This window comes from Herbaspirillum sp. GW822-FHT03A08 (genome assembly GCF_058801885.1).
Genome location: NZ_JBXANR010000002.1, coordinates 864,068 through 876,307, shown reverse-complemented (window position 1 = coordinate 876,307; position 12,240 = coordinate 864,068). Strand labels below are relative to the sequence as shown.

The 12,240-nt window shown below is 58.0% G+C and carries 14 protein-coding genes; 10 read left to right on the top strand and 4 right to left on the bottom strand.

All coding sequences use genetic code 11. The features are described 5' to 3' along the window. Positions 1-430 precede the first annotated feature (430 nt). Positions 431-1,207, bottom strand: coding sequence for an enoyl-CoA hydratase (locus AC1RN6_RS09095; RefSeq protein WP_493004718.1), 777 nt, complete (start codon positions 1,205-1,207; stop codon positions 431-433). Positions 1,208-1,376: 169 nt separating this feature from the next. Here AC1RN6_RS09095 and AC1RN6_RS09090 point away from each other — a divergent pair, with 169 nt between their 5' ends. Continuing rightward, a complete protein-coding gene (locus tag AC1RN6_RS09090) occupies positions 1,377-1,814 on the top strand; it encodes a universal stress protein (protein ID WP_493004716.1) in 438 nt (145 codons plus the stop codon). 144 nt (positions 1,815-1,958) lie between these two features. Here AC1RN6_RS09090 and mltA read toward each other — a convergent pair whose 3' ends face one another. After that, entirely contained in the window at positions 1,959-3,158 is a 1,200-nt protein-coding gene (gene mltA, locus AC1RN6_RS09085; RefSeq protein ID WP_493004715.1) for a murein transglycosylase A, read from the bottom strand. A gap of 15 nt (positions 3,159-3,173) precedes the next feature. Between mltA and AC1RN6_RS09080 the strand changes: the two genes are divergently transcribed. Next, positions 3,174-3,317 carry a hypothetical protein gene (locus AC1RN6_RS09080; RefSeq protein WP_493004713.1) on the top strand — a complete coding sequence of 48 codons (144 nt, stop codon included), beginning with the start codon at positions 3,174-3,176 and terminating at the stop codon, positions 3,315-3,317. Positions 3,318-3,348: 31 nt separating this feature from the next. Here AC1RN6_RS09080 and apaG read toward each other — a convergent pair whose 3' ends face one another. Then, positions 3,349-3,723: a Co2+/Mg2+ efflux protein ApaG gene (apaG, locus tag AC1RN6_RS09075; protein ID WP_094566138.1), complete on the bottom strand. Its 375-nt coding sequence runs from the start codon at positions 3,721-3,723 to the stop codon at positions 3,349-3,351. Between the two features lie 147 nt (positions 3,724-3,870). Here apaG and rpe point away from each other — a divergent pair, with 147 nt between their 5' ends. From rpe to trpC, 7 genes are all read left to right on the top strand, one after another. Further along, entirely contained in the window at positions 3,871-4,533 is a 663-nt protein-coding gene (gene rpe, locus AC1RN6_RS09070) for a ribulose-phosphate 3-epimerase (RefSeq protein ID WP_493004711.1), read from the top strand. 35 nt (positions 4,534-4,568) lie between these two features. Then, positions 4,569-5,237, top strand: a complete 669-nt coding sequence (locus AC1RN6_RS09065) for a phosphoglycolate phosphatase (protein ID WP_116436396.1) — start codon at positions 4,569-4,571, stop codon at positions 5,235-5,237. A 285-nt stretch (positions 5,238-5,522) separates the two neighbouring features. Next, the gene (trpE, locus tag AC1RN6_RS09060) at positions 5,523-7,034 is read left to right on the top strand and encodes an anthranilate synthase component I (RefSeq protein ID WP_053195101.1); all 1,512 of its coding nucleotides are present in this window, start codon (positions 5,523-5,525) and stop codon (positions 7,032-7,034) included. Further along, the gene (locus AC1RN6_RS09055) at positions 7,035-7,610 is read left to right on the top strand and encodes an anthranilate synthase component II (RefSeq protein ID WP_493004708.1); all 576 of its coding nucleotides are present in this window, start codon (positions 7,035-7,037) and stop codon (positions 7,608-7,610) included. A gap of 41 nt (positions 7,611-7,651) precedes the next feature. Further along, complete coding sequence (gene trpD / locus AC1RN6_RS09050; RefSeq protein ID WP_493004770.1) at positions 7,652-8,689, top strand: anthranilate phosphoribosyltransferase; 1,038 nt, start codon at positions 7,652-7,654, stop codon at positions 8,687-8,689. 26 nt (positions 8,690-8,715) lie between these two features. Further along, positions 8,716-9,348: a LysE family translocator gene (locus tag AC1RN6_RS09045; RefSeq protein WP_493004706.1), complete on the top strand. Its 633-nt coding sequence runs from the start codon at positions 8,716-8,718 to the stop codon at positions 9,346-9,348. Positions 9,349-9,407: 59 nt separating this feature from the next. After that, positions 9,408-10,208, top strand: coding sequence for an indole-3-glycerol phosphate synthase TrpC (gene trpC, locus AC1RN6_RS09040; RefSeq protein ID WP_493004704.1), 801 nt, complete (start codon positions 9,408-9,410; stop codon positions 10,206-10,208). Positions 10,209-10,378: 170 nt separating this feature from the next. On the opposite strand, the gene AC1RN6_RS09035 is transcribed toward trpC, so the two are convergent. Further along, entirely contained in the window at positions 10,379-11,140 is a 762-nt protein-coding gene (locus tag AC1RN6_RS09035) for a 3-oxoacyl-ACP reductase family protein (protein WP_493004702.1), read from the bottom strand. Positions 11,141-11,306: 166 nt separating this feature from the next. Between AC1RN6_RS09035 and AC1RN6_RS09030 the strand changes: the two genes are divergently transcribed. Continuing rightward, positions 11,307-12,239 carry a LysR family transcriptional regulator gene (locus tag AC1RN6_RS09030; protein ID WP_493004700.1) on the top strand — a complete coding sequence of 311 codons (933 nt, stop codon included), beginning with the start codon at positions 11,307-11,309 and terminating at the stop codon, positions 12,237-12,239. Position 12,240 lies beyond the last annotated feature (1 nt).

Below are 12,240 nucleotides of genomic sequence, written 5' to 3'. Positions count from 1 at the left end.
AAGAACCTTGACTGCTTCGCCGCCGTATTGACTACCGCTTGCGTCGCTAACAAATCGTTTTGTTTGTCAGCAGCAGAGAAACGAGATTATGTAGTGTTTTTTAATTTGCGTCAACAACTTTTTTAACGCTTCACTAAAAATTCTTACTGCAACTTCTCACTTCCAAAAACCTGTTTTACTTCCCTCACCCTCTTCAAATCTGCGCTGCCTTGCGGCTTGCTGCATCGCTGAATCAGCGGGGAGGCGAACTATAGCAAAGCTCTCACCAATACCGCAACCCCTTTTGCGAAATTATTTGAGGTTTCTTCTACCATCCCCCGAAAACCCCTGCCAGCACTGGATTACAGCGCAAACAAAAGTCAAACCCAAAAGCACTAAGCCCATCCCTGACGGGATGGGCTTAGTTTTTTACCTAAACCAGAACGGCAGATTATTGGTTCTTGAAGTTCGGTGGACGTTTCTCCATGAACGCTTTCATGCCTTCCGTCTGATCTTCGGTAGCGAAGCAGCTGTAGAACATCGCGCGCTCATATTTGATGCCTTCGGACAGCGTCGATTCGTATGCACGATTCACCGAGTCCTTGATCATAGCCACCACGGGCTGTGACATGTCGGCAATCGTGATGGCAGCAGCCAGCGCTTCGTCCATCAGCTTGTCTGCGGCAACGACGCGTGATACCAGGCCCGCGCGCTCAGCTTCCTGTGCATCCATCATGCGACCGGTCAGACATAAGTCCATCGCCTTGGCCTTTGAAACTGCGCGCGGCAGGCGCTGTGTCCCGCCAGCACCGGGAACGATGCCCAGCTTCACCTCGGGCTGGCCAAACTTGGCAGTATCCGCAGCAATAATGAAATCGCACATCATGGCCAGTTCGCAGCCGCCACCCAGAGCGTAACCCGCCACGGCAGCAATCACCGGCTTGCGCACGCGACGAATGGTTTCCCAGTTGCGTGTAATGAACTCCCCCTTGAACACATCCATGTAGTTATAGCCAGCCATGACGGTGATGTCGGCACCGGCGGCGAATGCCTTCTCGCTACCGGTAATGACGATACAACCCAGTGCTTCGTCGGCGTCGAACGCCAGCAAGGCTTCGCCCAACTCGATCATTAACTGGTCATTCAGCGCATTGAGTGCTTTCGGGCGATTTAAGCGGATAACGCCGACTTTGCCTTGTGTCTCGGTCAAAATGTTTTCGTAACTCATCTTGTCTCCTCTCTATAGGGGTAGCACGGAAGTGAAATATTCTTGCTCCGCTGATTGTACCGCCAATGAAACTTGCGCAAGATCAAAGGGCCGCAAGGAATTAGTTCGCTCCCTCGAGGTCTGAGCCTATACTGATAGCACCCCCTTCACCACAACAAAGGAGGATCACATGTTCAAGACCATTCTTGTACCCACGGATGGATCGGAGCGCTCGGACAAGGCTATCGCCAACGCCATCGACTACGCGCAGCATTGCAAATCCAGGATCATCGGGATTTCAGTCGCAGAGCCCTATCCGTTCTCGCCCCTGGCCGAAAGCTCCATGGCAATCGATCCCGGCATATATGAAGAGAACGTCCGCACCCTCGCCGAACAAAACGTGAAGAAAATCTCCGACGCCGCCCAAGCTGCCGGCGTAGATTGCGAAACGACCACGGTCCTGTCGTTCGCCCCGGACGAGGAAATCGTCAACGCCGCCAAGAAATTTAATTGCGACGTGATTTTCATGGCGTCTCACGGCCGCAGCGGGCTCAGCAGATTATTTCTTGGAAGCAAGACGCAAAAAGTGCTGGCCCACGCTTCCATCCCTGTGCTGGTCCTGCGTTAATCAACATAAAGCTTCTCCCAATAAAAAACCCGGCTTGCTCTATACAGGCAAGCCGGGTTTTCTTTATACGCTACACAGCATTGTATTTATTAGAGGCACTAAAAGACATCGAACCTCTTATATAAGTGGCTCAAACAAGACAACTCAGGGATTCGGCAACAACACCCACATCATTCCGCGCTGCTTCATGGCGCCGGCCTTTTCGCCTGCTTCATTGCCAAAACCCCAGAAGTAATCCGCCCGAACCGCACCACGAATCGCACCACCGGTGTCTTGCGCCAGCACAAGGCGCTGCAGAGGCGCATCGCTATTCGGCTGTGTCGTCGCTAAAAACACCGGCGCGCCCAGAGGAATATGCTGGCGATCGACCGCAATTGAGCGCTGGCCGGTCAACGGCAAGCCCATCGCGCCGTTCGGGCCCTTCGAGGGATCCCCGACTTTCTCTTCTTTGAAGAAAATGTAGCTGGGATTCGCGTTCAACAGCTCATTCTGGCGCGACGGATTGGCAATCACCCAAGCCTTGATGCCCTGCGCCGAAGCCTGCGACAGCGTCATTTCGCCCTTGTCCACCAGATAACGTCCGATGGACTTGTAGGGATAGCCGTTCTGATCGGCGTAGGCCAGACGCACCGTCTCTTGCGAACCATCCAGAATCACGCGACCGGAGCCTTGCACCTGCAGGAAGAAGGCTTCCACCGGGTCATCCACCCAGACCAGCTCCTTGCCATTCAGTGCGCCCGACTGCAACAGCTCGGCGCGCGAAAAGTAAGGAACGACCTTATTGCCGACCACGCGGCCGCGCAACCGCATGTTCTTCAGTTCCGGATAGAGACTTGCCAGATCGATCGTCAGCAAATCATCCGGAGCCTTGTAGAGAGGCGTCTGATACGGCCCGCCGCGTTTGCGCGATCCGCGCAGCAGGGGTTCGTAGTAGCCGGTGACCAGACCGGTATCGCTGCCGTCGGGATTGAATACCTTGTAGGGCGTAAAGCCGGACTCAAAGAACGCGCGGATGGCGCCTTCGTCGCTGGCATTGACCTGGCGTGCGGTGGTACACGCGTTTTTCCACTCGGGGCGGCGAACCAGCGTCTGGCAAGAAGTCAGGAAAGCCGGCCAGGCTTCACGCACTTCGTCGCGATCCCAGCCCGGCATGGCGGCGAACGTGCTTCGCTGCAGCGTCTGCGCTTCAGACGTTGCCGGCGTTGTCGGTGTCGTCGGTTTGGTGGGAGGAGTCGGCGTCACCGGCGGGAGCGGACGCGTCGTCGTGCAGGCTGCGAGACATAAAGCGACGATGACGGCTAATGCAGGTAAACTGGTGCGAGAGCTCTTTTGGATAAGTGACATTGAGGAAACGTGAAAATGTGGTGGTTAATACTCGAAGCCGGCGGCGCCTTCTTTATCTTCGTATTCATCGTCTGGTGGACCATGTTTTCCGGACGCAAGCCGGATCACCCCGTTCAGACAAAAAATCCAAGCGATAAGAAAGACGACAATCAGGCTTGAACGCTTAATGTGGCACCACTAAGCTCAACGCTTAGTGCAGCGTGCGTGGCAGCGACAGGATAAATTCCGGAATCTTCACGTCGAATTGCTCGCCATCCTCGGCGACGCAGAAATACTCTCCGTGCATCGAGCCCTGCGGCGTCTTCAGCGACGTCCCGCTGGTGTACTCGAACTGCTCCCCCGGCTGCAGGAACGGCTGATGCCCCACCACGCCCAATCCACGCACTTCTTCCGTGTGATTGTTGGCGTCGGTGATGATCCAATGGCGCGAAATCAGCTGGGCAGGCACCTGTCCGGTATTGACGATGGTGATCGCGTAGGCAAACACATAATGTGAACGTGCCGGGTCGGATTGCTCTTCCAGGTACTGCGTCTTGACCGTCACCGTAAACTCATACGTTGCCATGCGGATTTCCTCGATTTTGTAAAAAGCCAGGCCCATTCCACACGAAAACAACCGCAAGTGCAAGGCTTGCAACAAAACCGGGGCGCGGCGAACGGGTAAAATAGCGCATCTTTAATCGCACCATCGCCCTACCAGAGCCATATCGCCATGCCTAACTACCGTATCGCCCCCAGTATCCTGTCCGCCGATTTCGCCCGTCTGGGCGAAGAAGTCCGCAATGTCGTCGCTGCCGGCGCCGACATTATCCACTTCGACGTGATGGACAACCATTATGTTCCCAACCTGACGATCGGACCGCTGGTATGCGAAGCAATCCGCCCGCATGTGCAGGTACCGATTGACGTGCATCTGATGGTCAAGCCGGTGGATCGCATCATTCCCGACTTCGCCAAGGCTGGCGCCAATATCATCACCTTCCATCCTGAAGGCTCGGAACACATCGACCGTTCGCTGCAACTGATCCGCGACAACGGCTGCAAGGCCGGCCTGGTGTTCAATCCCGGCACGCCGCTGCATTTCCTCGATCATGTGATGGACAAGATCGATATCATTTTGATCATGTCCGTCAATCCGGGCTTCGGCGGCCAGTCTTTCATTCCTGAAGCGCTGAAGAAAATCGCGGCAGTGCGCCGCCGCATCGATGAATCCGGCCGCGACATCATGCTGGAAGTCGACGGCGGCATCAAAATCGAGAACATCGCCGCAGCCGCCAAGGCCGGCGCCGACACCTTCGTGGCAGGCTCCGCCATCTTCGGCAAGCCGGACTACAAGGCGGTGATTGACGCCATGCGCGGCGAACTGGCCAAATAAACCGTAGTTATCCGAAGTAGAACAAAGAAGATCCCATGCTCGACAATATCAAAGCCGCCATCATCGACCTCGACGGCACCATGCTCGACACCGCGCCGGATTTCCACGTCGCCGTCAACCGCATGCGCGCCGATCTGGGCCTGGGGCCGCTGGCGATGCAAACCATCGTCAATTTTGTCGGCAAGGGATCGGAAAACCTGATGCGCCGCGTGCTGGCCGTCGATTATGACGAAGACGGTGTGGAACAGCGCTTTGAAGAGGCCCTGGCGTCCTATCAGGAGCATTACCTCGCCATCAACGGCGATTACGCCACGCTTTATCCGAACGTGATCGAGGGCTTGCAGGCGCTCAAGGCCAAGGGACTGCGCCTGGCCTGCGTGACCAACAAGCCGATCGCCTTCGCCCTGCCGCTTATGGATAAAAAGGGCCTGTATCCCTATTTTGACGTCATCTACGGCGGCGATTCCTTGCCGAAAAAGAAACCGGATCCCCTGCCTTTGCTGCAGGTTTGTGCAGATTTTTCCCTGCAACCGTCACAAGTGGTCGCCATCGGCGATTCGTCCAACGACGCGCAAGCCGCCCGGGCTGCGGGTTGCCGGGTGCTGAACGTGCCTTACGGCTACAATCACGGCGAACCTATACACAATGTCGATTCCGATGGTATAGTTCCAACGCTGCTGGATGCAGCGCACCAAATTTCTTAAGCATTAGCGTAGTCATTATCTAAAGACCACTGACAAATGTTTCTCAACAAAAAACTCAACGCCAACAAATCAGCCGCCCCTGAGGCCTGGCTGTGGCGACGCTGGCAATCCTGGGCTAACTAACCCACGTCAGCTGCTGGCCGCTCCCTTCCCGCGCAACCAGCGAGTTTTTTGCAACAACACCCCTGTTTAAATACCGCTATCGTCGGCACGCGCATGCCAGGACGCTTCAAGTCGTCCTGCAATCCGCAAGCCGTCTTACAATAGCGGTCCTGGAGAGAAACGATGACCGAACTCGAATTCAAATCGCTGGCCTCGCAAGGCTATAACCGCATTCCGTTGATCGCCGAAGCCTTCGCCGATCTGGAAACTCCGCTGACGCTCTACCTCAAACTGGCGCAAACCCAGAATGCCGGCAAGAACACCTTCCTGCTGGAATCGGTAGTCGGCGGCGAACGCTTCGGCCGCTACTCCTTCATCGGCCTGCCGGCCACGACCAAGCTGCGCAGCTTCGGCAACAAGATCGAAGTCCTGAAAAACGACAAGGTCATCGAATCGCTGGAAGGCAATGCACTCGAGTTCATCGCCGAATTCCAGTCGCGCTACAAAGTCGCGATCCGCCCCGGCATGCCGCGCTTCTGTGGCGGCCTGGCCGGCTACTTCGGCTACGACGCCGTGCGCTACATCGAGAAGCGCCTGGCCGACAGCGCACCGAAAGACGACCTCGGCCTGCCCGACATCCAATTACTCGTTACCGAAGAATTGGCCGTCATCGACAATCTCTCCGGCAAGCTTTACCTCATCGTCTACACCGATCCGTCGCAACCAGAAGCCTTCAGCAAAGGCCGCCAGCGCCTGAAAGACCTGCGCGCCATGCTGCGCCGTGCCGCCGATGCGCCAGTCACCAGCGGTTCGGTGCGCACCGAAACTGTCCGAGAATTCCCCAAGGATGAATACCTGAAGGCGGTCGCCAAGGCCAAGGAATACGTCATGGCCGGCGATCTGATGCAGGTCCAGATCGGTCAGCGCCTGAAGAAATCCTATGTCGATTCACCGCTGATGTTGTACCGCGCGCTGCGTTCGCTGAACCCCTCGCCGTACATGTACTTCTACAACTTCGGCGATATGCAGATCGTCGGCGCCTCACCGGAAATTCTCGTTCGAAACGAAACCATCGGCCAGACTTCCGACGGCGAAGCGCAAAAGAAGATCACCATCCGTCCGCTGGCCGGCACCCGCCCACGCGGCTCCACACCGGAACGCGACGCCCAACTGGCCACCGAACTGCTGGCCGATCCGAAAGAAATCGCCGAACACGTCATGCTGATCGATCTGGCGCGCAACGACATCGGCCGCATCGCCACTACCGGCAGCGTCAAGGTCACCGACCAGATGGTCATCGAAAAATATTCCCACGTGCAGCACATCGTCTCCAATGTCGAAGGCTTGCTCAAACCCGGCTTGTCGAATCTGGACGTGCTGAAAGCCACCTTCCCCGCCGGCACGCTGTCGGGTGCGCCTAAAGTGCGCGCGATGGAAATCATCGACGAACTCGAACCAACCAAGCGCGGCATCTACGGCGGCGCCTGCGGCTACCTGTCGTTCGGCGGCGAGATGGATGTCGCGATCGCGATCCGCACCGGCGTCATCAAGGACGGCACGCTCTATGTGCAAGCCGCAGCCGGCATCGTTGCCGATTCGGTGCCGGAAATGGAATGGGAAGAAACCGAAAACAAGGCGCGTGCCGTACTGCGCGCTGCCGAACAAGTGCAAGACGGACTGGATGGAGAAATCTAAATGCTGCTGATGATCGACAACTACGATTCCTTCACCTACAACATCGTCCAGTATTTCGGCGAGCTCGGTGAAGAAGTGCTGACCATCCGCAACGATGAGATCACGCTAGCCGAAATCGAAAAACTCAATCCCGAACGCATCTGCCTATCGCCAGGCCCGTGCAGCCCGAAAGAAGCCGGCATCTGCATCGACCTGCTCAGGCATTTCTCCGGCAAGCTGCCCATCCTGGGTGTCTGTCTCGGCCATCAGGCCATCGGCGAAGCCTTCGGCGGCAATGTGGTGCGCGCCAAGCAAGTCATGCACGGCAAGACATCGAAGATCGCCCATACCGGCGTCGGCGTCTTCAAGGATATCCCCAGCCCTTACACCGTGATCCGCTATCACTCGCTGGCCATCGAACGCGCCTCGCTGCCCGATTGCCTCGAAGTCACTGCATGGACCGACGATGGTGAAATCATGGGCGTGCGCCACAAGGAATTCGATTTGCAGGGCGTGCAATTCCACCCCGAATCGATCCTGTCCGAATACGGCCATGCCTTGCTGAAAAACTTCCTGACCGGCGCCGCGCGCTCATGAGCGCAGACGGTACGCTGATCACACCATCCGGGGAAACCATTATGTCCATCACGCCACAAGAAGCCTTGCTGCGTTGCATCGAGCACCGCGAAATTTTCCACGACGAAATGCTGACGCTGTTCCGTCAGATCATGAGCGGCGAGATGTCGCCCGTAATGATCGCCGCGCTCACCATGGGCCTGCGCGTCAAGAAGGAAAGCATCGGCGAAATCGCCGCCGCCGCGCAGGTCATGCGCGAGTTCGCCACCAAGGTGCCGATGGCCGACACCAGCAAGCTGCTCGACATCGTCGGCACCGGCGGCGACGGTGCGCACACTTTTAATATCTCCACGGCGTCGATGTTCGTCGCTGCAGCCGCCGGCGCGCGCGTCGCCAAACACGGCGGCCGCAGCGTGTCGTCGTCGTCGGGCAGCGCCGATGTGCTCGAAGCGCTGGGCGCCGACATCAACCTGCAACCGGAACAAGTCGCCCAATCGATCGCCCAGACCGGCATCGGCTTCATGTTCGCACCCAACCACCACGCCGCGATGAAACACGCCGCGCCGGTACGCAAGGAATTGGGCGTACGCACCATCTTCAACATCCTCGGCCCGCTGACCAACCCCGCCGGTGCGCCGAACATCCTGATGGGCGTGTTCCATCCGGATCTGGTCGGCATCCAGGTGCGCGTGCTGCAACGCCTGGGTGCGCAACACGCGGTCGTGGTCTGGGGCCGCGACAATCTGGATGAAGTCACGCTGGGCGGCGCCACCATGATCGGCGAGCTGGTCAACGGCGAAATCCGTGAGTACGAAATCCATCCGGAAGATTTCGGCATGAGCATGTTCGCCAGCCGCAACCTGCAAGTCGCCAACGCGACCGAGTCGAAGGAAAAGATTTTCGAAGCACTCAAAGGCGTACCGGGTCCGGTGCACGACATCGTCGCCATCAATGCCGGTACGGCGCTGTATGCAGCAGGCGTCGCGACATCGATCGAAGACGGCTTGAACAAGGCGCGCACAACCATCGCCTCCGGCGCAGCGCTGGCCAAGGTCGAGCAATTCGTGAACGTGACGCGGCAATTGGGCGGCAAACACTAATCTTTCACCGACGAAAGGCGCACGCCATGATTCCTCTGAACGACCTGATGATTTTTGCGCTAGCGGCGTTGGTGTTAGTGCTCACGCCCGGTCCCAACATGATGTATTGCGTGTCGCGCTCGATCTGCCAGGGGCGTGCCGCGGGCATGATTTCACTGCTCGGCGTGGCGACCGGTTTCATCGTCCACATGCTGGCGGCCACGTTCGGCCTGACGGCGTTGTTTTTGGCCGTGCCGCTCGCCTATGACCTGATCAAATATCTCGGCGCAGCCTATTTGTTGTGGATGGCGTGGAATGCGCTCAAGCCGGGCGGCGCCTCGCCGTTCCAGACGCAGAACCTGCCGCACGACAGCAATGCGACCTTGTTCCGGATGGGATTTCTGACGAATCTGCTCAATCCCAAGGCAGCGATGTTTTACATGTCCTTTTTGCCGCAGTTCATTCACCCCGAACATGGCCATGTCATGCTGCAAAGCCTGACACTGGGTGTCACGCAGATCACCGTCAGCTTCGTCGTCAACGGCTTGCTGATCCTGACCGCCAGCGCCATTGCCGGGTTCTTTTCGAACAATCCGGGATGGATGCGGGCGCAGCGCTATGTCATGGGACTGACGCTGGGCGCACTGGCGGTTCGGCTTGCCATTGATCAACGTAAATAAGCAACGTAAATGAGCAACGCAAGCAAGAAATTTAAATAAGCAGCAACCAAGGAATATTTATGTCTGACATCCTCAACAAGATCCTCGACGTCAAAGCTGACGAAGTTAAAGCGGCGAAAAAACACCGCGACCTCGCCAGCCTGCGTCGCGACGTTGAATCCGATACCGAAGCACGCGCGCAATTGCGCGGCTTCGAAGCCAGCGTGCGCAGCAAGATCGCCGCAGGCCATGCAGGCATCATCGCCGAAGTCAAAAAAGCCTCGCCCTCCAAGGGCGTGATTCGCCCCGATTTCAAACCGGCCGAGATCGCTGCCAGCTACGCCACTCACGGCGCTGCCTGCCTGTCGGTGCTGACCGACGTGCAATTCTTCCAGGGTGCGCCGGAATATCTCAAGCAGGCGCGCGCCGCCTGCACGCTGCCGGTGCTGCGCAAGGACTTCATGATGGATCTGTATCAGGTCTACGAAGCGCGCTCGTGGGGTGCCGACGCGATTCTGCTGATTGTCGCTGCGCTCGATCACGGCCTGATGGCCGAACTCGAAGCCTGCGCGCACGAGCTCGGCATGAGTGTACTGGTAGAAGTGCATGACGGCGTCGAGCTCGACGCAGCACTGAAACTGAAGACTGCGCTGCTGGGCATCAACAACCGCAACCTGCGCACTTTTGAAACCACGCTGGACACCACGCTGAACCTGCTGCCGCGCATTCCGTCGGAAAAGCTGGTCGTCACCGAATCGGCTATCGCCACACCGGAAGACGTCAAGCGTATGCGCGACGCCAACGTCAATGCCTTTCTGGTCGGCGAAGCCTTCATGCGCGCACCGGAACCGGGTGTTGAACTGGCGCGCTTGTTTGCCTGAACCTCAGTCGCACACAAACGAGCCCAAATAGAAAAGCCGTCGTCCCTGACGAAAGTCAGGACCCAGTGACTATCATTGCGAGCACATGAGTTTGATATGCGCAAATAACGACACTGGGTCCCAGCTTTCGCTGGGACGACGGCTTTTTTGCCGTTAAGACCGGCGAAACATCAAGCCGAGAAGCCGCCGTCGATCATCAGACTTGCACCGGTGATGTAGCCCGCCTCCGGACCGGCCAGATATGCCACGAAGCTGGCGACTTCCTCAGCCTTGCCGTAACGTGGCAAAGACATCAAACCCTTCAGCGTTTCAGCAAAATCACTGTCGGCGGGATTCATGTCGGTGTCGACCGGACCAGGCTGTACGTTGTTGACGGTGATGCCGCGTGGACCGAGATCGCGTGACAAACCTTTGGTCAGGCCGACGATGGCCGACTTGCTCATGGCGTACACGGCGCCGCCGGCGAACGGCATACGGTCGGCGTTGGTGCTGCCGATGGTGATGATGCGGCCGCCTTCACCCATGAAACGCACTGCCTCCTGCGTCGCCACGAACACACTGCGCACGTTGACGGCGAGTGTGCGATCCAGATCTTCCAGCTTGAACTCCTCGACTGAGCCCAGCGCCAGCACGCCGGCATTGTTGACCAGAATATCGAGGCGACCGAAGGTTTCGGCGGCGATGCGAATCGCTTGTTGCAGTGCTGCTGTGTCCGAGCTGTCAGCCTGGATCGCCAGTGCGCGACCGCCTTTGGCTTCGACTTCGGTGACCAGTGCCTGCGCCTTGTCGGGCGAGCTGACATAGGTGAAGGCGACGATCGCGCCTTCGCGCACCAGGCGCTTGACGATGGCGGCGCCGATGCCGCGCGACCCGCCTTGCACGAAGGCAACTTTGTTGGACAGGGTCAGATTGGTGTTGATGTTTGCAGTCATGATATTGCTCCTTGTTTGGATAAGAAAGAATGAACGTATGGCCTACGGTTTCCTGGGGTTGGTATCGAATTCCGTTTGGCTTGGAATGAAGTATGGGGTAGCGATTATGTTTAAACTAGATGGCAATCACTATCTTCTTTTTAAACATTATGTTTAAAATAGGTAGATGGAATCTCTCACCAGCATTGAATGTTTTGTTGCCTCTGCCGAGGCCGGCAGCTTCTCCGCAGCCGCGCGGCGGCTCGGCCTGACCTCTGCCGCCGTCGGGAAGAACGTCGCCCGGCTGGAGTCCAATCTGGGCGTGCGGCTGTTCCAGCGCAGCACGCGCAGCCTGCGCCTGACCGAGGCCGGCGAACGGTTTCTGCAAGAAGTCAGCGGCGGCCTGTCCAGCATCCAGAGCGCGGTCGCCAACCTGGCCAGCGCAGGCGGCCAGCCGGCTGGAGTGTTGAAGGTCAGCATGGGAACAGGTTTCGGACGCGAATACATCGTGCCGCTGCTGAGTGGATTTCTGGAGCGCTACCCGGCCATCTCGCCGGACTGGCATTTCGATAACCGCCCAGTCGATCTGATTACGGAAGGTTTTGATGCCGCGATTGGCGGCGGCATCGAGCTGCCGCCCGGTATCGTCGCGCGCGAGCTGGCGCCGGCGCATCGGGTGTTGCTGGCTTCTCCGGCCTATCTGGCGCAACGCCCTGCGATCAATACACCCGGCGATCTGGAACAGCACGACGGCATCCTGATCCGCTCGCCGCAGACCGGCCGCATCCGCGCCTGGACCTTGCGCAACCACGACGGCGTGCAGTCGCCCATCAATCTGAAAGTCAAAATGACGATGAGCGATCCGAATGCAGCATGCGAGGCCGCGCAAATGGGACTGGGCATCACTCTGACTGCAATGCCGCACGCGGTGGTGTATATGAAGAGCGGCGCACTGGTGCGCGTGCTGCCGGATTGGTATGTCGACGGCGGCATGCTGGCGCTGTACTTCGCTGCAGCGCGGCTATTGCCGGCCAAGACGCGCGTGTTCGTCGACTATGTGGTGGAACACTTCCGCCGCGAAGAACTGGCGCGGCGTTTCTCCGCCATCGAATCAGTGTAGC

What these genes read in the sequence shown, in the direction of transcription:
- AC1RN6_RS09095 (WP_493004718.1), bottom strand. Translation starts at nt 1,207, where the DNA reads ATGAGTTACGAAAACATTTTGACCGAGACACAAGGCAAAGTCGGCGTT.
- AC1RN6_RS09090 (WP_493004716.1), top strand. Translation starts at nt 1,377, where the DNA reads ATGTTCAAGACCATTCTTGTACCCACGGATGGATCGGAGCGCTCGGAC.
- mltA (WP_493004715.1), bottom strand. Translation starts at nt 3,158, where the DNA reads ATGTCACTTATCCAAAAGAGCTCTCGCACCAGTTTACCTGCATTAGCC.
- AC1RN6_RS09080 (WP_493004713.1), top strand. Translation starts at nt 3,174, where the DNA reads ATGTGGTGGTTAATACTCGAAGCCGGCGGCGCCTTCTTTATCTTCGTA.
- apaG (WP_094566138.1), bottom strand. Translation starts at nt 3,723, where the DNA reads ATGGCAACGTATGAGTTTACGGTGACGGTCAAGACGCAGTACCTGGAA.
- rpe (WP_493004711.1), top strand. Translation starts at nt 3,871, where the DNA reads ATGCCTAACTACCGTATCGCCCCCAGTATCCTGTCCGCCGATTTCGCC.
- AC1RN6_RS09065 (WP_116436396.1), top strand. Translation starts at nt 4,569, where the DNA reads ATGCTCGACAATATCAAAGCCGCCATCATCGACCTCGACGGCACCATG.
- trpE (WP_053195101.1), top strand. Translation starts at nt 5,523, where the DNA reads ATGACCGAACTCGAATTCAAATCGCTGGCCTCGCAAGGCTATAACCGC.
- AC1RN6_RS09055 (WP_493004708.1), top strand. Translation starts at nt 7,035, where the DNA reads ATGCTGCTGATGATCGACAACTACGATTCCTTCACCTACAACATCGTC.
- trpD (WP_493004770.1), top strand. Translation starts at nt 7,652, where the DNA reads ATGTCCATCACGCCACAAGAAGCCTTGCTGCGTTGCATCGAGCACCGC.
- AC1RN6_RS09045 (WP_493004706.1), top strand. Translation starts at nt 8,716, where the DNA reads ATGATTCCTCTGAACGACCTGATGATTTTTGCGCTAGCGGCGTTGGTG.
- trpC (WP_493004704.1), top strand. Translation starts at nt 9,408, where the DNA reads ATGTCTGACATCCTCAACAAGATCCTCGACGTCAAAGCTGACGAAGTT.
- AC1RN6_RS09035 (WP_493004702.1), bottom strand. Translation starts at nt 11,140, where the DNA reads ATGACTGCAAACATCAACACCAATCTGACCCTGTCCAACAAAGTTGCC.
- AC1RN6_RS09030 (WP_493004700.1), top strand. Translation starts at nt 11,307, where the DNA reads ATGGAATCTCTCACCAGCATTGAATGTTTTGTTGCCTCTGCCGAGGCC.